Source organism: Saccharothrix tamanrassetensis, from assembly GCF_014203665.1.
GTDB lineage: Bacteria > Actinomycetota > Actinomycetes > Mycobacteriales > Pseudonocardiaceae > Actinosynnema > Actinosynnema tamanrassetense.
On the sequence record NZ_JACHJN010000001.1, the window covers coordinates 467413 to 486899 of the forward strand.

Below are 19487 nucleotides of genomic sequence, written 5' to 3' on the forward strand. Positions count from 1 at the left end.
ACCTCCAGTGTGCGTTCAAGGGCAAACCCATTGCAACGCGGTGCCACCGGTCGTTGCATTCGCGGGCAGGGTCATCACAACAATCGAGTGCCTTTCACCTGGGAGAACATCGTATCCATATCAACATCGCGTTGACCGTCCAGGAATCCGTTCATAGCTTTTTCCCGAACGTGAACGAACGGCATCTCGCGTTGCACGACGACCGATCCGGAAGGAAATCGACGTGACCTCGTCACCCCTGGTTCCCGCGCTGCCGACCGAGCGGGCTCCCGATCGCCCCTTCGACCCGCCCGGTGGACTCGCCGAACTGCGCGAGCGGAGTCCGCTGAGTCGCCTGACCTACCCCGACGGGCACCAGGGCCGGCTCGTGACCAGCCACGCCCTGGTCCGCGAGGTGCTCGCGGACCCGCGCTTCAGCGCCCGGGCGGAACTGCGGCACATCCCGATCCCCGGCGTGCCCTCCGCCGAGCATCCACAACCGGCGCCACCGGGCAACTTCAGCGCGATGGACCCGCCCGGGCACACCCGCTACCGCAGGCTGCTCACCGGCCAGTTCACCGTGCGCCGGATGCGTCGGCTCACCGAGCGCCTCCGGGAGATCACGGCCGAACACCTGGACGCGATGGACCGGCACGGCCCGACCGCGGACCTCGTGGAGGCGTTCGCGCAGCCGATCCCGGCGCAGATGATCTGCGAGCTGCTCGGGGTTCCCTATGCCGACCGCGCGCGCTTCCAGGCCCACACGGTGGAGCTGAGCCGCCTGGGCGCCTCGCACGAGGAGATGACGGCCGCCTACCTCGCGGTGCTCGAATTCGTCCGCGACCTGGTCGCGGCCAAGCGCTCGTCGCCCACCGACGACATGCTCAGCGACCTGTCCACCACCGAGCTGACCGACGAGGAACTGGTCAACATCGGCTTCACGTTGCTGGGCGCCGGTCTCGACACCACGGCCAACATGATCGCCCTGAGCGTCTTCGCCCTGCTGCGCCACCCCGACCAGCTCGCCGCCCTGCGCGCCGAACCGAACCTCACCGACCACGCCGTCGAGGAGATGTTGCGCTACCTGAGCATCATCCCGTTCACCGTCCGCGTGGCGCTGGAGGACGTGGAACTGGCCGGTGAGCTGATCAAGGCCGGCGAAACCGTCACCGTCTCGATCCCCGCGGCCAACCGCGACCCGGAACGCTTCCCCGACCCGGACACCCTGGACCTGCTGCGCCCACCCGGCAGCCATGTGGCGTTCGGCCACGGCATCCACCAGTGCCTGGGCCAGCAACTGGCACGTGTGGAGCTCCAGGTCGCGCTTCCGGCGCTGCTCACCAGGTTCCCGGGCCTGCGCCTCGCGGTGCCGGCCGAGGAGGTGGCCATGCGCGCCGACATGCTCATCTACGGCGTGCACCGGCTTCCCGTCACCTGGGACAGGTGACCCGTGGCAGCCAAGGTATGCCTGGTCACCGGGGCGTCGTCCGGCATCGGCCACGCCACCGCCCTCGAACTCCTGCGCGCGGGCCACACCGTCTACGGAGCCGCACGACGGGTGCGGAAGATGGACGCCCTCCGTGCCGCCGGCGGTCGCGTGCTGGCGCTGGACGTCACGGACGAGGAGGCCCTCACGCGTGCCGTGAGCACGATCGTCGAAGAACAGCACAGGATCGACGTCCTGGTGAACAACGCGGGAATCGGCCTGCACGGCGCCATCGAAGACGTGTCGCTGGAGCAGGCACGCACCCAGTTCGAGGTCAACGTCTTCGCCCCGGCCCGACTGGTCCAGCTGGTCCTGCCGCACATGCGTGAACAGGGATCGGGCACGATCGTCAACGTGTCCTCGATCGGCGGCGAGATCGCCCTGCCGCTGGGCGCCTGGTACTACGCCTCCAAACACGCTCTGGAGGCGTACTCGGACACACTGCGCCAGGAGGTCAAGCCATTCGGCGTCGACGTCGTGCTCATCCAGCCCGGCATCATCCAGACCGAGTTCGAAGACGGTACGGCGCAGGAGTTGCGTGACATCTCCGGCAGAGGAGCGTACCGGGCAGTCGCCGAGGCGATGGCACGCCGAGCAGAGACACAACTGGGTGCGAACACCAAGGCGTCGCCTCCGACCGTCGTCGCGAACATCATCCGCAAGGCCATCGAGTCACCGACCACGAAACCGCGCTACGCCGTGGGCTACCTGGCCCGGACCCTCCTGCTGCTCAACAGACTCCTCCCCGACCGCACCTTCGACCGCCTGGTGACACGCACGCGCGACTAGCCGCCGACCGGTGCCGCACTCGAACGCCCCACGTGCGCCGGTCGGCGTGTTCCGGTTGTGGCGAGCTGGGCTGAGCGGTCGGTGTGGGTCTTCGTGGTCATCAGGAATTCCGCGAGGTGGCCGTCGTGCGGCAGGACGGGGTCGTGGGCTGTGGTGGGAGTCGGTCCCCAGTGGACTGTGGGGATCGTGGGCTCGTGCAGGCACTCCGCTACGAGGTCGCGTCGGGTCGTCAGCAGGGTCAGCGCCAAGGTGTTGCGCAACGGCGCGATGCCGTCCGTCCCACGCCACGGGATGACCCACACGCAGGGGAATGGCATCTCTACGGCAGGTGCGGCGGTGCTCGGGCCAACGACGACAGGACGCAGTACCGCGCTGTCGTCACCGAGGTATGTTGGCGCGTAAGCAATAGCGGTGTGCGCGGTGAACGTATTGGCGATTCGGCCGGCGTCGGGAAGTGCGGCCACGGGCACGGTCGCGTCCGGGTGCTCCGGCGGCAGAACGGGCAGGCGGGTAAGACGGTCGGCCAGTGCCTCGGCGAGCCCGTCTGCGTCGCCCTCCACCAACACGGTGGTGGCGTTCAGGCATTGCGTGCCACCGTCGCCCGCCACCGAAGCCACCAGCACATCCAGCTCGGCGTGCCAGTCGACCTCGGCGGTGACCAGGATTTTGCTGTGCCCCGGCCCGAAGACCCGGACGCGGGGATCGCCCTGGTGGTGAGCGACGGTGTCGGCCGAGCCGAACACGAACCCGAGGTCGGCCGCGGCGAGGAGCGCACCGCCTGCCTCGTGCGGACCGGGTAGCAGAGCGCAGTATCCGGGGTTCAGACCGGCATCGTGCAGAGCCATCACCAGCCGGGCGGGCGTAAGCGGGTCACGGGTGGACGGGCGGACGGCGACGCGGTAGCCGAGGGCGATCGCGGCCGGCCACAGCGTGTGCGGCAAGGGGTGGTTGCCGGGGGCGAGAACGCCGAGCACGTCGCCGCGTCGCACCCACACCGTGCTGCCACCGACGCCGAGTGGGCGTTGGGCGCGGACGGCCTCGTCCATGCGTTCGGCCGCCTCGCGTACGGCGGTCAGGGCGCGGGTCGCTGCCCGGATGGGCACGCCGGACAGGCGGGCGTGCGTCCGGCAGTACTCCTCCGGAGTTTCGCCGTCCACGTCGGCTTCGGCGAACAACGCGCCGGCGCGGGCGATGGCCGCAAGGCGGTCCGCGTGGGACTGCCCGTCCGCCGCGCGCATCCGCCGGACGATCCGGTTGACCAGCAACGGTGGGGCGAGCCCGAGTTCCAGAATGGGCTCGCCGCTCACGTCGGAGAGGACCTGTCGGTCACGCGACCGGTACACCCCGTCCGGGCCGATCGGGTCGATGGCGCGCACGTCAGTACACGCCCTGGGCGAGCACGCCGTCCGAACAGACCGCGGAGGTCACGTCGGACAGCCCGTCGGGGCCGCCGGGCCGACTGGGCGGGCAACGGGTCGCGAGGTCGCGTTCCACCATGTTCGGCAGGAACATGTCCGCCGACATGTGGTGCACGCGTACTCGGCCACGTTCGCCGTACGGCACGGCACGGCCATCCGGATCGACGACCTCGATCACGCTGTGCGGCGAGAACGGCTCGAACACGCACCCCTCCCCCGGCCGTTGCGGCGCGGCGCCCATGACCGTGTTCCCGTACACGCCGACGAGGCGTACGTCCGGGAACACCTCGTGGTCCAGCAGGTGCAGGGTTTCCGCGCTTGCCGCGACACCGGACCACACGATGGTGTCCACTGTGGACGAAACCAGGTCCACCAGGTCCGGGCGGTCGGCGAGCGCCACCAGCAGCGGCGGCGTCGCCCACAGCACGGCGATCCGCTGCGTGCGCAACGCCCACTCCGCCTGCTCCAGCACGTAATCCAGGTACGCGACGATCTGCCGGGGGTTGCGCTTGACCCATCGCGGGTCGAAGTCGACGGTGCAGAACGGGCCGCCGCGCAGCGCGGCGACCGTGCCGAACGCGTACCCCGCCACGTGCGGTCCGGTCGGGCCGAGGTAGAGCCACGGGCCGGCGCGCGGGACGCCGTGCTCGTCCAGGCAGCGGTCGATCCAGTGCGCGGTGCGCCGCCAGAAACCCAGTTCGACGATCCGCTTCGGCGCGCCCGTCGTGCCGCCGCTCTCGAACACCAGCGGCACCGCGGACGCGCCGAACCCCTTCGGCACCAGGTCCCGGACCGGAACGGTCCGCAGGTGGTCGCCCACGTCGGGGAACCTGACCAGGTCGGCCGCACCCGCCACGTCGGCGACCGGGTCGAACGGCAGCGACCGGGCCAGGTCCTGCCAGAACGGCGAGCCCGTGCGCGGGTCGAAGTGCCAGCGCACAGCGGCCCGCACCATGGTGTCCACGTCCGGCAGCGCGTCGAACGGTGCGCGCAGCGCGTCCTCCGGCGACGACGGCGGCACGTCAGGCCGAGGGCGGGCGGCCGGTGAGCCAGTTGCCCGGAGCGCCCGGGTCGTCGCTGAAGTAGTACTCCAGGACGGCCTCGGTCATCTCCTCGCGGGTGAGGTGCCCGTTGCCGTCGCGGTCGACGTGGTGGAAGGCCTCGGCGGCCTCCTCCGGCGGGATGCTCATCAGCGCCGTGTGCCACTTGACGTACTCGCCGACGCCCAGGCGGCCGTCGCCGTCCTCGTCGGCGATGTCCAGCATCGCGTCGATGAACGGCTGGTACGCGGCGGCGTAGGCCTCCTTGTCCGCCAGCACGTGCCGGGCGAACGCGGCCTTGTACTCGTCCAGCGTGATGCGGCCGTCGTGGTCGGCGTCGGCGGTCTCGGCCAGCCGCTCCCAGACGCCCAGCACCACCACGTCGAGCCGGACGATCCGGGCTTCGTGCGCGGGCAGGCCGAACGCGGCGGCGACCCGCCGGGCGACGAGCTCGAAGTCGCTCCGGTCGATCACGCCGTTGCCGTCGAGGTCGTAGGTCCGGAAGCGCCGCTCCAACTTGGACTCGACGAGCGGGGAAACCGTGGTCATGCCTTCTCCTGTGTTCGTGTCGTCCGGCCGGCCTCAGCCGACCGTTGCCCAGCCCAGTTCGTCCGCGGACGGCACCAGGCCGCCCGGCAGCAACGGCCGGCCGGGCACACCGCCCGCCTGGATCCGGCTCCCCTCGGTCATCACTTCGCGCACCACCGGGGTGCGGAACAGCGTGGCCATCCGCTCGCCGGACGGCGTCTGCGCCGGACCGGTCGCGGCGATCCCGGCCGAGAGTTCGTGGCCCGCCGTGACCAGGCGTCGGCGGGCGGCGGCGAGCCCCGTGTCGCCGGAGGCCATGCCACCGACGAGGGTGGCGAACGCCTCCAGGTCGGTGTCGCCGATCCCGGTCGCCTTGCGGGCCTGCCAGAAGTAGGTGTCCTCGTGCTGCTGCACGTCGTAGAACGCGGTCAGGAACTCGTGGAACACGCTGTACTCACGCCGGTAGCGGCCCTCGAACTCGGCCATCGCGATGGCCTCGGGCAGGTCACCGGACAGCACGCTGTTGATCGACCGCGCCGCGAGCAGCGCGCCGTAGGTGGCCAGGTGCACGCCGGTGGAGAACACCGGGTCCACGAAGCACGCCGCGTCGCCGACGAGCAGCATCCCGTCGGCGTGGAACCGATCCGTCGCGTAGGAGTAGTCCTTGCGGACCCGGACCTGCCCGTGCACGCCCTCGGTGACCCTGGTCGCGTCCGCCAGGTGGTCGGACACGATGTCGCACCGGCCCACGAGGTCCAGGAACGCCTGCACCCGGTCGGCCTGGACCGCCGACGCCCGCGAGTGGTCGACGACCGCGCCCACGCTGGTCAGTTCGTCCGACAACGGGATGTACCAGCACCAGCCCTCGTCGAACGCGGCGCACAGGATGTTGCCGCGATCGGGGCCCGGCAGCCGCTTGCCACCGTGGAAGTAGCCGAAGACGGCGATGTTGCGGAAGAAGTCCGAGTAGTGGCGGCTCCCGCCGATCGCCGTCCACAGCCGACCGGTGCTGCCGGAGGCGTCCACGACGTACCGCGCGCGGACGGTCCCGGCCACACCGCGATCGGCGTACCGGACACCGCGGACGCGGCCGTCCTCGTCGCGCAGCACACCGGTCGCCGGGCATTCCTCCCGGACGTCCACGCCGTGCCGGGCGGCGTTGCGCAACAGGATCCGGTCGAACTCCATCCGGTCCACCTGGTACGCGTGCGAGCTGGGCCCGGCCAGCCGCGGCGAGACGGCGAACAGGAAGTTCCACGGTTCCTTGCCCGCGCCCCAGCGGAAGGTGCCGCCGCGTTTGACCTGGAAACCGGCACCGGCCACCTCGTCCTCCACCTCCAGCAGGCGGCACAGGCCGTGCACGGTGGCGGGCAGCAGCGACTCCCCGATCCGGTACCGGGGGAACCGCTCCTTCTCCAGCAGCAGCACCGAGTGCCCGCGCCGGGCCACCAGGGTCGCCACCGACGAACCGGCGGGCCCGCCGCCCAGCACGACCACGTCGAACCGCTCGTCACCGGTCATGCCCGCGCCCGCCGGCCGGCGAGATCGGCCCAGGCCGCGATGGTCGGCGTCTCCGCCAGGTCCACGAACTCCGCGTCCACTCCCGACTCGCGCAGCCGCTCCACCAGGTGCATCAACCGGATCGAGTCCACCCCGCGGTCGAGCAGGTCCTCGTGGTCGTCCAGAGATCCGGCGGGTTGGCCGAGCACCTCGGCCACGTGCTCGCGGACGGCGTCCCTGCCTGTCATCGATCCTCCCCGTGCGCCCTGGCGGCCGGCGCGGCACGCAGCGCGCGTCTGTTCGTCCTGCCCACTCCGGTGACGGGGAACCGGTGGGTCCCGCACGAACCGGCGCAACTCGTGCGGCGACAGTGCGGTGTCCGTACCGGGCGGCCAGTTCCGTCGCCGGCGCGCCGAACGCCCGGCCGCGCCAGTGACCGGCGGCGCGGTAGCGGGGACGCTGTCGGCGGGCCACGGTACGTGGTCCGCGTATCCCGTTTCGCTCAACGCCGACTCCTCGCGAAGGGCGATGTGCCCGATGCCGCGAGCCTGCCACACCGTGCTCAAGTGTTGTCAGCACAGGGAAACAAACACAACTCGATCGTGTATTACCGGGCATTCGCACCCGTGGTGAGGACCTTCGCCGAGGCTTCGGCGTGACGTTCCCGGAAGTGGTCCCGTGCGGCGGCCCGGCACGCCATGCTGATCGTCATGACCGACGATGGAGGGCGGTCCGGCTTCGGTTGGCACCGCTGGACGGATCTGGACGAAGTGCGAGCGCGGTTGGCGGAGGGCGCGGACCCGTCGCGGGGCATGATGTCGGGTTGGTCGCCGGAACGGTCGGCTCTCGCGAGCGAAGCGTCTGACCTGTTCGACCCGGGCGCCTCGCTGGCGCCGGAGGAGGCCGCGGTGGTGGCGGAGAGCCGGCGGCTGATCGGCGTGATCGGCGACCTGCACACCGAAGGGCTCGGGATCGCGTGCGTCGCGGACATCGACGTCGCCGAAGCGTTGTCCAGGCTCGACGCGCACATCGTGGCCGGTGATCTCGACCGGATGATGGCCACGTGGGCGGAAGATCCGGTCGGTGACGACACCATCCTGACCATGTGGGCCACCGACGTGCCCGGCGGGTGCGTGCTCGCGCAGCCGTGGGGGTACGGGCCGACGATGCACGGTGTGACGAAGGCGTTGTCGGTGCGGACGACCTGCTATGCCTTGTACGCCAACCCCAAGAGCGGCAATCAGGGCAGCATCATCCGCGACGGTGAGATCATCGCGTGGGACATGAGCCCCGGTGGTCAGCCCGACGAACAGGGCGATGTGCTGATGTCCCACCTGTACCGGCACCACGCGGTCGCGTACTGCTTCGCGTACGTGGGGCTGCGGCCCGTGGACAACCGCGCAGTCACCGGCCCGCCGGACGCGTGGATCCGCCTTCCCGTGCGCGACTACTGGAGCTGACGACCGGCGGCACCGACCCGTTGCGGTCACGTGAGAACCGGTGAGGGTTCTCCACGCGGTGCGGACCGGGCGCGGTGGGTCGCCAGGTTGTGGGCCAGCAGGGATTGGGAGGCGGCTACACCGATCGAGTCCGCCGACAGCCGGCCGTCCGCGTCGCGGAGGCGGGTGAGGGCGTCGTCCATGGCCTGGTGGGCGGCGAACAGGCACGGGGTGCTGTAGATCGCCACGTCCACGCCCAGCCCGGCCAGCTCGGTCAGCGACAGCGCGGGTGACCGACCGCCGGCGATCTGGTTGAACACCAGCGGTGTGCGGCCGGTCGCGGCGGCCACCCGGCGGATCGCGCCGGTGGACGGGATGCCGTCCACGAGCACGGCGTCGGCGTCGGTGCCGGCGAACGTGGCGGCGCGGTCGACCATCTCCGACTCGTCCGTGGCGTCGGTGCGGGCGACCACGAACAGATCCGCGCGGGTGGCCAGCACCGCGTTCAGCTTGTCCAGGTAGTCCTGCTTCGGGAGGATCTGCTTGCCGTCCACGTGACCGCAGCGCCGTGGCCGCCGCTGGTCCTCCAGCACCACACCGGAGGCGCCCACCTGCTCCAGGCTGCGCACCACGTGGCAGGCGACCTCGACGTCCACGTACCCGTCGTCGATGTCCACCAGCAGGTGATGTCGCGGGAACGCCAGGCGCAGCCGCTGCACGAAGGCGATCACGTCCGGCCAGGCGATGAACCCGATGTCCGGCAGGCCGTAGTGGGACGCGGCGACACCGAGGCCCGAGACGAACAGGGCGTCGTAGTGCCGTGCCGCGATCGAGGCCGACAGCATGTCGAACACGCCCACCACCGGCGTCGTGCCGCCGGGAACCGCCACGGCCTCGCGCAGAGCCTTCCCGTATGCCATGCGGCGAACCTGCCACCCGTCGCCCGCCCGGTCGAGATATCGGAAGGATGACCCTCCGCCACGTTCGAGTCGACGGTCCGGCGGCCGGTGGCGCCCCGGTGCCACTCCCGACCGGTGCCGACCTCGGCCGGTGCCACTCGCAGCGGTGCCATTCGCAGCGGTGCCATTCGCAGCGGTGTCATTCGCGGTCGGTGAACACCGCCAAGGCGGCCTCCCGGACGTCCGGGTCGTCGTGCCGGCGCAGTTCCCGCAGCAGGTCGCGCCACTCGCCGGGCCAACCCGCGCCACGGCCGACGACCTCCACCACCGCGAGGGCCAGCGGCGGGCACTCGGCGGCCAGTGCGGTCGCGACCTGGTGCAGCCTGCGCCGGGACAGCCGGGGCAGCAGGCGGTTCAGCACGTCGGCCAGTTCACCGGAGGCCTGCCACCGCAGGGTCGGCCGCACCGCGAACCGCGCCACCTCGCGCAGGGCGTCCAGTTCGGCGCCCTCCTCCCACGGCACGGCGAGCGTGGCCAGGGTGACCGCCGACGAGTGGTGGCCCGCCGCGGCGAGGTCGGGAGCGAGGACCCGTGCGGTGGCGCGCCACCCGATCGCGTCGCGGCGTTCGACCACGTGCCGCACCAGGGCCGTGATCCGCTGCCGGCCCGGCAGGTCGCGGAACGGCTCGGTCTCGTGCCGGTCCGCCACGGCCAGCAACCCGGCCACGGCGCGCCGCAGCGGCTCCGGGTCGGACGCGGTGGCCGACGCGCGCATCAGCGCGGCCAGGGCGGACTCCCACGTCGCCGTGTTGTCCAGGTCCACCACCAGCCCCACGAGGAGGTCGGCGGTGCCGTCGGCCCAGCGGATCCACTGCGGCAACGCCTCCAGGCCGCGGCGGGCGGTGTCCGGGTCGGTCGACGCGGCCACCGCCCGCACGAGTTCCGCGTACCGGTCGCGATGACGGCGGGCCACGGCCGTCGGCGGCAGGTCGAGCAGCTCGGTGGCCACCTCGCGCTCGTCGGCGGTCGCACGGGCCAACAGGTCCCACGCGGCCTCGTCGTCCAGGAACCACCGGGTCGCCGACACCAACGCCCGCTTCACGTCCCGGTGCGCCCCGTCCCACGCCTCGGACAGTGCCGCGGCCGCGCCGGGAGTGCGGTGCCGCGCGATCAACCGGACGGCTTCCTTCCGCGCCGTCACCTTCCGACCCGTCAACACGGGTGCGAGCAGGGCACCGAGCCGGTCCGGCGGCGTGAACAGGGCACACCGGGACAACGCGTACACCGCGACCCGCGCCCGGTCGGTGTCCACGTGCGCGAGCAGGTCCGGCAGCACGGCCGACGGCTCGTCGGTCCACGCCAAGGCGGCCAGCGCCGCCTCCACCACCGGCACTTCGCGGTCCTCCAGGAACCCGCGCACCACGTCCACCGCGCCCGGCACGTGGCCGAGCGCGCGCACCGCCGCCGCACGCTCGTACACGTTGGCATGACGCGACTTGGCCAGCTCGTGCAGCTCGGCGGTGTGGGCGGCGACCTGGCGCGGCAGCCAGCGGTGGAAGCAGTTCCCGAACGGCGGCACGTACCGCGTGCCGAGCCTGAGGAACCGGCCGCGCAGCGGCTTGCCGATCACCCGGTCGAGCAAGTCGGTGCGGCGGCGGGCGACGGTCTCGCGCACGCTGTGCAGGGTGATGGTGGACAGGTCGCCGGCGAGGACGCGGGCCACCCGTTCGTCACGGGTGCGCGGCGGCGCGAGCCACAGGTCGACCGCGGTGGCCACCACGCCGTCGTTCTTGGCCGAACGCGCCCGGTCCAGCAGGTCCTGCACCCCGGGCAGGTACCAGGCGCGGCGGCCGAGGCCGGCGGCGAGGCCGAGCAGCAGGGCGTAGCGCCCGCGCCGCGCGTCCTTGGCCAGGCGCGGTTCGAGTGCGGCGAACACCCGGTGCTCCGCGCCGCGTGGCAGCGACCGGTCCAGGCCCCGCAGGTCGATGTGGGGTGCGTTGCGGGACAACCGCTCCAGCGCGGTGAGAGCGGCGTCGACCAGCTCGGGCCGCCGCGACAGCGCGCCCTCGCGGAGCAGCACGCCCGCGAGCGCGCGGGTGGCGTTCGTGGTCTGCCAGGACGCGTCGCGGGCCTCGGTGGCGTCGATCATGACCCTGGTGAGGGTGTCGGCCTCGTCGGCGCGGAACAGCCACCCCGGGACGTCGGCGAGTGCGGCGAGCGCCCGAGCGCGCACCGGGTCCTGCTCGTTGGTCAGGCGCGCGAAGCTCGCGACCACCTCGCCGACCGCGACGGGGTCGCGGGTCGCGACGGCGGCGCGCACGTACAGCTCGTAGCCGGTGGCGCGGTCGTCCGCGGTGGCGCGGCGGGTCGCGGCGCGCAGCGCTTCGCGCGCCTCGGTCCACGGCAGCATCGAGGTGGCCGCCAGCCGCCGCACCGGGTCGTCGGTGACCTGTGGCCGCGCGAGCAGCCGCCGTGCCACCACGGCCCGTGCGGCGGCCGGCAGTTCGCCCAGGACGTCGAGCGGCACGTCGGCGCGGTCGCCGAACACGCCCGCGACCACCGCCGCCCGCCGTGACGGGGCGACGGCGTGCAGGAACCGCACGCGGGCGGCACCGTCGAGCACCCGGGCCACCGTCACCAGGTCGGCGTCGGAGACCACGGCGAGGGCACGCCACAGCGACCGCCGGGCCGGGATCCGCCCGGTGCGGCGCGGGTCGGCCAGGATCGCGACCACCCGTTCCGGCGCGTGCCGGGCCAGGCAGGCGAGGACCCGGTGCAGGTTCCACGGCAGGTGCGCGTGCGGCAGCACCCGTTCCACCAGGTCGAGCACGCGGTCCGGAGCGGCCGGCGCGGCGGCGACCACGCCTTCGCCGAAGCGGTGCCAGGTGGTCGACCACCAGGCGGGGGCGGTCGCGGACAGCTCGGCGTCCACGAAGTCGAGCAGCACCTCCGGGTGACGCCGACCGAGCGCGGTCGAATTGGTCACCGAGTGCTCCAACTCGGGCAGCGCCGCCCGGACCACGTCCGCCGAGCAGGCGTGCAACAGGGCGGTGGCCTCGTCGTCGCCGTACGCGGCGCGCACCGCCGGCAGCAGCGCGTCCGCCAGGGTCCGGCGGTCGCCGCGACGGACCGCCCGGTAGAGCCTCCGACGCAGCTCGGTCGGCAGGTGCGGCAGCCGGTCCAGGAAGACCCGCGCGGGCAGGTCGAGCCGGATCGCCACGCCGAGCGCCCGGCCCGCCAACGAGGTCTGCGGCGCGGACAGGCAGTGCCCGACGAACTCGCCGTGCCCTGCGACGTAGGCGATCTGCAACGCGACGCGGCGCTCGAACAACCCGCCCCGCCCGTCGAGATCGCGCAGCAGCGCGTCCAGCTCCGGCGTGCCGACCAGTTCCCGGGCGGTGCGGGCGAGCAGCTGTTGCCGTGCGCCGAAGGGCAGCGGGTCGAGGGAGCGGAGAAGGCGGCCGGCGGAGATCGTCACGGCCGCGAGTCTGACCCGCCGGGTACCCCGCCGCCAGCGATTTGGGAAACGGTGGCGACCCGGGGTCGCGCTGGCGCGCCCGGTGCGCCTTCAGTTCTCCATCACGGTCGGCGGCACGTTCCTGCGGGCACGGAGGACGGTGTCGCGCATGGCGATCTCGCGGCCGTCGTGGCCGGTGACCGATCGGGACCTGGCCTCGGCGACGACGACCTCCCACCGGTCGGGGTCGAGACCGGCCGCGACCTCCTCGGCGGTGAAGTGCACGTTCGGCGCCGGGTTGTGCGGATCGGCGTCGTGCAGGTCGGCGCCGTGCAGGTCGGCGCCGTGCGAGTCGGTCGTGTGCCGGCCGGTCGTGTGCGGGTCCGACGGGTGGTGGCCGACGACGAGCAGCGTGCCGCCCGGCGCGACGGATGCGGCCAGCCGGTCGAACAGCGCCTCACGTGAACCCGCCGGGTGCACGTAGTGGGTGGAGACCAGGTCGAACTGCTCTTCGGCAGGTGTCCACCCGGTCAGATCGGCCTGTACCCAGTCGATCCGGGACGTGATGTCGGTGCCGAGGGCCTCGGCGTGCTGACGCGCACGGCGCAGCGCGGTGGCGGCGATGTCCACCGCCGTGACCCGCCAGCCGCGCGAGGCGAGCCAGAGGGCGTCGGCCCCTTCGCCGCACCCCGCGTCCAGCGCCCTGCCGGGCGCGAGACCTGCCGCCTCCGCCACCAGCTGCGGGTTGGGCTCGTGGAGGCCGGCCGCCGCGCGGCCGCGGTAGCGCTCTTCCCAGAACTCCCGGTCGAATTCCTCGGGCACGACGGTTCCCTTCCGTTCACAGGCCATGGCAGCGGCCACCCGCCACCGGTTCGACGCGACCGGCACGCGCACCGCCGTGACCACCATGCGAGTCGATGGGCCGTCGCGGCAAGCTTTGTTGCCGATATGGCAACTCGTGCCGTGAACGACGACCACGGTCGGAGTTCAGTCGCAGTTGGCCTGGTTGCGGTTGATCGCACCCGCAGACGCCGAACGCGCGCACCCCGCTCGACGTGAGCGGGGTGCGCGCGTTCCGGACGTGCCGCTGTCGGTGGAGACCTCCACCGGCGGGTCAGTCGTTGCCGGCCTCCAGGGCGGCGTGGTCGAGCAGCTCGTCGTCGGCGACCTCGCCGCGGGAGGCGATCACCTCGGCGCCGCCCTCGTCCATCGCGCCGATCAGCTTGGTCGGGGCCACCCGGGTGGCGCCGATCAGCGACGACTGCCGGCTGCCGACCATGCCGAGGCCAGCGTACTGCTCCAGCTTCGCGCGGGAGTCGGCGATGTCCAGGTTGCGCATGGTCAGCTGGCCGATCCGGTCGACCGGCCCGAACGCGGAGTCCTCGGTGCGCTCCATGGACAGCTTGTCCGGGTGGTAGCTGAACGCGGGGCCGGTGGTGTCCAGGACGGAGTAGTCGTCACCGCGCCGCAGCCGCAAGGTCACCTCGCCGGTGATCGCCGTGCCGACCCAGCGCTGGAGCGACTCGCGCACCATCAGCGCCTGCGGGTCCAGCCAGCGGCCCTCGTACATCAGCCGCCCCAGCTTGCGCCCCTCGTTGTGGTAGGCGGCGAGGGTGTCCTCGTTGTGGATCGCGTTGACCAGCCGCTCGTAGGCCACGTGCAGCAGCGCCATCCCCGGCGCCTCGTAGATGCCCCGGCTCTTGGCCTCGATGACCCGGTTCTCGATCTGGTCGGACATGCCCATGCCGTGCCGGCCGCCGATGGCGTTCGCCTCGAGCACCAGGTCGACGGCGGACGCGAACGGCTTGCCGTTGATGGTCACCGGCCGGCCCTGCTCGAAGCCCAGCGCGACGTCCTCGGTGACGATCTCGACGTCGGGATCCCAGAACCGCACGCCCATGATCGGTTCGACGATCTCGATGCCCGCGCCGAGGTGCTCCAGCGCCTTGGCCTCGTGCGTCGCGCCCCAGATGTTCGCGTCGGTGGAGTACGCCTTCTCCGTGCTGGCCCGGTACGGCAGGTCACGGGCGAGCAGCCACTCGGACATCTCCGTGCGCCCGCCCAGCTCGCTGACGAAGTCGGCGTCCAGCCAGGGCTTGTAGATCCGCAGGGAGGGGTTGGCCAGCAGGCCGTAGCGGTAGAACCGCTCGATGTCGTTGCCCTTGTAGGTGGAGCCGTCGCCCCAGATCTGGACGTCGTCGTCGAGCATCGCGCGCACCAGCATGGTGCCGGTGACGGCCCGCCCGAGGGGGGTGGTGTTGAAGTAGGCCCGGCCGCCGGACCGGATGTGGAACGCCCCGCAGGCCAGCGCCGCGAGCCCCTCCTCCACCAGGGCCGCCCGGCAGTCGACCAGCCGGGCGAGCTCCGCGCCGTACGCCATGGCGCGGCCGGGCACCGAGGCGATGTCCGGCTCGTCGTACTGGCCGATGTCCGCCGTGTACGTGCACGGCACCGCGCCCTTCTCGCGCATCCACGCGACGGCCACCGAGGTGTCGAGACCACCGGAGAAGGCGATGCCGACGCGTTCACCGGCGGGGAGCGAAGTGAGTACCTTGGACACGGGCAGAATTATGCACAGCGGTGCATTGTGATTCAAAGCCGGGGTCGGCAGGGCTGCCCGGGAGGGCCCGCCTCATGGGACGCGTCGAACGGTCGTCACAGGCTCGGCAGCGTGGTCGACACGCCGACCGCCGCACTCACCAGGGGGGTCGCGCCCATGACCGGTCCGGTCGAAACCGTGCGCCCAGTACAAAGTAGAGGGCGCCGACGGACATTGACCGACCCCCTCGCCGAACCTACGTTCCGACCACGACGCCTGGAAGGACGGACATGGTCGACGAGGTCTCCCCCGCGCTGTCACTGGCCGACTGGCAGAGGATGGAGCCGTCCGATCGCGCCCGCCACCTGTCCGAGGCCGTCGGGAAGGCCGAAGCCTCCGTGCACGGCGACTGGATCAGCGTCACCCGCGCCATACCGTCCGGTGAAGGGGTCCTGGCGGGGATCCCGTTCTCGGTCAAGGACAACATCGACGTCCAGGGTGACGCCACCACAGCCGGCAGCCCACTGCTGCGCAACTCCCCCGCCGCTGTCGACGCCGGTGTGGTCGGTGCCCTCAGGGACGCCGGGGCGGTCGTGGTCGGCAAGACGAACCTGCACGAACTCGCGTTCGGGATCACCAGCAACAACAAGGCGTTCGGGCCGGTGCGCAACCCGGTCGACCCGGCGCGTTCGGCCGGCGGGTCGAGCGGGGGCAGCGCGGTCGGCGTCGCCCTCGGGGTCGTGCCGTTCGCGCTGGGCACCGACACCGGCGGCTCCGTCACCATCCCCGCGTCCTTCTGCGGCGTGGTCGGGTTCCGCCCGTCCACCGGCCGGTACCCGGGCGACGGCGTGGTGAACCTCTCCACCAGCCGGGACACCATCGGCGTCCACGCCCGCACCGTGCGGGACGTGCGGGTCGTGGACGAGGTGATCACCCGCGAGCCGGCGGACTTCACGCCGGTCGCTCTCACGGGTCTGCGGATCGGCCTGCCGCGCAGCCGCTTCCAGGACCTGGACCCGGAAGTCGCCAGGGTGGTCCAAGAGGCACTGTCCGCAGTGGAACGGGCCGGTGCGCAGCTGGTCGACGTGGACCTGGGCGACGACCTGGCCGTGGCCGCCGGGCCGGGCAACGACCTGGTGTTCTTCGAGGCCCCGCGGCTGCTGGCGCACCGCGTCGGGTCCGCTGTGGAGCACTGGGCCGACGAGATCGCCTCCCCCGACGTCCGCGCCCTGGTCGAGACCCTGTCCTCGTCGCCCCTCCCCGTCCAGGCGTACCAGGACGCGCGAGCCGCACGTTGGCGGTTGCAGCGCTCCTACGCCGAACTCTTCACCCGGGTGGACGTCGTCATGGGGCCGACGGCCCCGGTGCCACCGCCGTTGATCGGCGAAGACGACGTGATCCCCCTCAACGGGCGGCAGGTGCCGATCTTCCCGACCGTCACGCGTAACGCCGGCCCCGGCACCGTGGCCGGTCTCCCGATGATCTCGCTACCGGCGGGTGACACCCGGGACGGACTGCCGGTCGGCCTGTGCCTGGAAGGCCACGCCTTCGGCGACTCCCGCCTGCTGCGCATCGCCGACGCGGTGCAGGCCGCGCTGACCGGAGCCTGATCCCGACCGGGCAGGCGACCACCCGACCGGCGTCTACGCAGAAATCGGGCTCGGCCCCCGCCGCTAACCACCCGGAATTGCCGGGTTACGCCCGGTCTGCCGATCCACGTTGTCCGGACAGCAGGAAGACTCACCGCGCAACCGCCTTACGGGTTGTCTTCGATCCCGCGTGGATATGCATTCCCACTGGTGGCGGCTGGCCCGACCGGACAGCGGTCATTAACCTCGGCCGGACATGACCCCAGTTTCCCGGAGAATGTCATGACCACGGCACAAGAATTACCGGACATCCTGTCCCAGGATTTCGCCGCCGACCCGTACTCCGCATATCGGGTACTGCGCGAGCAAGCGCCGCTGGTATACCACGAGGCGACCCGGAGTTGGCTCATCTCCCGCTACGAGGACGTCGAACGGGCCTTCCGCGACCCGGTCTTCACCAGCGACAACTACGACTGGCAGGTCGAGCCGGTGCACGGCCGCACGATCGTGCAGATGAGCGGCCGGGAGCACTCCGTGCGGCGCGCCCTGGTGGCGCCCGCGTTCCGCGGCAGCACGCTGGAGAGCAAGTTCCTCCCGGTCATCGAGCGCAACGCGCGCGACTTGATCGACCGCTTCCGGCACACCGGCCGGGCGGAACTGGTATCGCAGTTCGCCTCGCACTTCCCCATCAACGTCATCGTCGACATGCTCGGCCTGGACAAGTCCGACCACGAGAAGTTCCACCGCTGGTACACGTCGGTGATCGAATTCCTGAGCAACCTCGCCGGCGATCCCGAGGTGGCCGCCAACGGGCGGCGCATGCACGAGGAGTTCTCCGCCTACATGATCCCGATCATCCGGCATCGCCGGGAGAACCTCGGGGACGACCTGCTGTCCACGTTGTGCCGGGCCGAGATCGACGGCACGCAGATGTCCGACGAGGACATCAAGTCGTTCTGCTCGCTGCTGCTCGCCGCCGGCGGGGAGACCACCGACAAGGCCATCGCGGCGATCTTCCGCAACCTGCTGGAGCACCCCGACCAGTTGGCTGCGGTCCGCGCGGACCGGTCGCTGGTGGCGCGGGCGTTCGCGGAGACGCTGCGGTACACCCCACCCGTGCACATGATCATGCGGCAGACCGCGGCGGACGTGGAGCTGTCCGGCGGCGTGGTGCCCGCGGGCGCGACGGTGACCTGCCTGATCGGTGCGGCCAACCGGGACGGCACGCGCTACGACCGCCCCGACGAGTTCGACATCTTCCGCGAGGACCTGAGCACGACGCGCGCGTTCTCCGCAGCGGCGAACCACCTGTCGTTCGCGCTGGGCAGGCACTTCTGCGTCGGCGCGCTGCTGGCGAAGGCGGAGGTGGAGGTCGGGGTGGGCCAACTGCTGGACGCGATGCCCGACGTGCGCCTGGTGGAGGGCTTCCGGGCGGGCGAACGCGGGGTGTTCACCAGAGGCCCGGCCGAGCTGTGGGTGGAGTTCACCCCGGTCGGCTGACCGACGCGGACGGTCGACCGGACGCGGCCGGACCCTCCGGGGCCCGGCCGCGACACCGGCTCAGCGGGAGACGTAGGCCGGGGTGAACTCCACCGGCAACGCCACCAGGCCGCGGATCCACACCGACTGCCGCCACACCAGCTCATCCGGCGCGACGGCCGGCACCACGTCCGGCAGCCGGTCCAGCAGCACCTCCACGGCCGCCTTGGCGATCACCTCGGCGATCTCCGGCGCGGGGAACGGGCAGCGGTGCTCGCCGTGGCTGAACGACATCTGCGCGTGGTTCCCGGACGAGCCCGAGTGGGGGTCCGGCCGCACCTGCGGGTCGGTGTTGGCCGCCGCCAGCCCCATGATCACCAGGTCGCCCGGCATGATCCGGTGGCCGCCCAGCTGGGTCGCCTGGGTGGCCCAGCGGCCCACGAAGTTCTGGGTCGGCGTGTCCTCCCACAGCACCTCGTTGAGCGCCTGGCCCGCGCTGCGACGTCCGCCGGACAGGGTGACCGCGAACCGGTCGTCGGTCAGCATCAGCCGCAACGTGTTGCCGATCCAGTTCGCGGTCGGCTGCTGCGCGGCGGCCAGCACGACCAGCAGGTCCCGGGTCAGTTCCTCCTCGGTCAGGCCCGCCGGGTGCGCCAGCATCCGCGACGGCACGTCCGGGCCGGGCGCGACGGACTTGCGGTGCACCAGCTGCCGCATCGCCACCGCGACCCGGCCGTAGGCGGGGATGGCGTCCTCCCCGCCGTCCACGGACAGCGAGATGTCGCGCACCAGCGGTGGCAGCTCCCGGTCGGACAGCCCGAACAGCTTCGCCACGACCAGCGAGGGCATCGGGTTCGCGAACTGCGCGATGAGGTCGGCCTGGCCGGATACCACGAACGCGTCGATCAGCTTGTCGGCGACGTCCTCGCAGCGCTGCCGCAGCTCGAACTGGTCGATCGCGCCGAGCGCGTCGCTGATGGCGCCCGAGCGGCGCCGGTGCTCGACGCCCTCGGCGAACATCACCGACGGCTGGTGGCCCACGTAGGGCATCAGCGGCCAGTCCGGCGGGATGCGGTCCCACTGGTTCCAGCGGCGCGAGTCCCGCGCGAACAGCTGGTCGTTGGTGAGCACGTGGTGCAGCTCGCGGTAGCCGATGACGTACCAGGCGGGCACGCCGCCCTCCAGCTCCACCGGCGCGACGGGGCCGTGCTCGCGCCGCAGCTGCCGGTACAGCTCGGCGGGCCGCTGCTGGAACAGCGGGCCGTGCAGCGCCACCACGGGTTTCGCGTGGGCCGGGCACCCCGGCGGTGGGATCGGGTTGCCGTGGGGCGGCGTCAGCGCGGTG

15 protein-coding genes are annotated in these 19487 nt (G+C 72.1%); 5 read left to right on the forward strand and 10 right to left on the reverse strand.

Annotation, left to right across the window (positions count from 1 at the left end; translation table 11 throughout):
• Positions 1 to 223 precede the first annotated feature (223 nt).
• Together FHS29_RS01930 and FHS29_RS01935 are read left to right on the forward strand one after the other, a co-directional pair.
• Entirely contained in the window at positions 224 to 1426 is a 1203-nt protein-coding gene (locus tag FHS29_RS01930; protein ID WP_312864702.1) for a cytochrome P450, read from the forward strand.
• Positions 1427 to 1429: 3 nt separating this feature from the next.
• Positions 1430 to 2254 carry an oxidoreductase gene (locus FHS29_RS01935; protein ID WP_184687600.1) on the forward strand — a complete coding sequence of 275 codons (825 nt, stop codon included), beginning with the start codon at positions 1430 to 1432 and terminating at the stop codon, positions 2252 to 2254.
• Here the strand turns inward: FHS29_RS01935 and FHS29_RS01940 are convergent.
• The 5 genes from FHS29_RS01940 to FHS29_RS01960 are packed head-to-tail and all read right to left on the reverse strand — an operon-like array spanning position 2251 to position 6988.
• Entirely contained in the window at positions 2251 to 3630 is a 1380-nt protein-coding gene (locus tag FHS29_RS01940; RefSeq protein WP_184687602.1) for an aldehyde dehydrogenase family protein, read from the reverse strand. The genes FHS29_RS01935 and FHS29_RS01940 overlap by 4 nt on opposite strands.
• A gap of 1 nt (position 3631) precedes the next feature.
• Positions 3632 to 4693 carry a class I adenylate-forming enzyme family protein gene (locus FHS29_RS01945; RefSeq protein WP_221455263.1) on the reverse strand — a complete coding sequence of 354 codons (1062 nt, stop codon included), beginning with the start codon at positions 4691 to 4693 and terminating at the stop codon, positions 3632 to 3634.
• Between the two features lies 1 nt (position 4694).
• Complete coding sequence (locus FHS29_RS01950) at positions 4695 to 5261, reverse strand: EF-hand domain-containing protein (RefSeq protein WP_184687604.1); 567 nt, start codon at positions 5259 to 5261, stop codon at positions 4695 to 4697.
• Positions 5262 to 5294: 33 nt separating this feature from the next.
• The gene (locus FHS29_RS01955; protein ID WP_184687606.1) at positions 5295 to 6761 is read right to left on the reverse strand and encodes a tryptophan 7-halogenase; all 1467 of its coding nucleotides are present in this window, start codon (positions 6759 to 6761) and stop codon (positions 5295 to 5297) included.
• Entirely contained in the window at positions 6758 to 6988 is a 231-nt protein-coding gene (locus FHS29_RS01960) for a phosphopantetheine-binding protein (protein WP_184687608.1), read from the reverse strand. Before FHS29_RS01960 ends, FHS29_RS01955 begins: the two co-directional genes overlap by 4 nt.
• A 462-nt stretch (positions 6989 to 7450) precedes the next feature.
• Here FHS29_RS01960 and FHS29_RS01965 point away from each other — a divergent pair, with 462 nt between their 5' ends.
• The gene (locus tag FHS29_RS01965; RefSeq protein ID WP_246439769.1) at positions 7451 to 8200 is read left to right on the forward strand and encodes a hypothetical protein; all 750 of its coding nucleotides are present in this window, start codon (positions 7451 to 7453) and stop codon (positions 8198 to 8200) included.
• Positions 8201 to 8226: 26 nt separating this feature from the next.
• On the opposite strand, the gene FHS29_RS01970 is transcribed toward FHS29_RS01965, so the two are convergent.
• The 4 genes from FHS29_RS01970 to argG all read right to left on the reverse strand — a co-directional run bounded on the left by FHS29_RS01970 (position 8227) and on the right by argG (position 15095).
• Complete coding sequence (locus tag FHS29_RS01970; protein WP_184687610.1) at positions 8227 to 9099, reverse strand: isocitrate lyase/PEP mutase family protein; 873 nt, start codon at positions 9097 to 9099, stop codon at positions 8227 to 8229.
• A gap of 178 nt (positions 9100 to 9277) precedes the next feature.
• Positions 9278 to 12556, reverse strand: coding sequence for a HEAT repeat domain-containing protein (locus FHS29_RS01975; protein WP_184687612.1), 3279 nt, complete (start codon positions 12554 to 12556; stop codon positions 9278 to 9280).
• A gap of 90 nt (positions 12557 to 12646) precedes the next feature.
• Positions 12647 to 13357 (reverse strand): class I SAM-dependent methyltransferase, encoded by a 711-nt coding sequence (locus FHS29_RS01980; RefSeq protein ID WP_312864703.1) that lies wholly within the window; start codon positions 13355 to 13357, stop codon positions 12647 to 12649.
• A 292-nt stretch (positions 13358 to 13649) separates the two neighbouring features.
• Complete coding sequence (argG, locus tag FHS29_RS01985; protein WP_184687613.1) at positions 13650 to 15095, reverse strand: argininosuccinate synthase; 1446 nt, start codon at positions 15093 to 15095, stop codon at positions 13650 to 13652.
• 269 nt (positions 15096 to 15364) lie between these two features.
• Between argG and FHS29_RS01990 the strand changes: the two genes are divergently transcribed.
• Together FHS29_RS01990 and FHS29_RS01995 are read left to right on the forward strand one after the other, a co-directional pair.
• Positions 15365 to 16684 (forward strand): amidase family protein, encoded by a 1320-nt coding sequence (locus FHS29_RS01990; protein WP_184687615.1) that lies wholly within the window; start codon positions 15365 to 15367, stop codon positions 16682 to 16684.
• 261 nt (positions 16685 to 16945) lie between these two features.
• The gene (locus FHS29_RS01995) at positions 16946 to 18163 is read left to right on the forward strand and encodes a cytochrome P450 (RefSeq protein ID WP_184687616.1); all 1218 of its coding nucleotides are present in this window, start codon (positions 16946 to 16948) and stop codon (positions 18161 to 18163) included.
• Between the two features lie 60 nt (positions 18164 to 18223).
• Here the strand turns inward: FHS29_RS01995 and FHS29_RS02000 are convergent, their stop codons facing one another.
• The gene (locus tag FHS29_RS02000) at positions 18224 to 19456 is read right to left on the reverse strand and encodes a cytochrome P450 (RefSeq protein WP_184688582.1); all 1233 of its coding nucleotides are present in this window, start codon (positions 19454 to 19456) and stop codon (positions 18224 to 18226) included.
• Positions 19457 to 19487 lie beyond the last annotated feature (31 nt).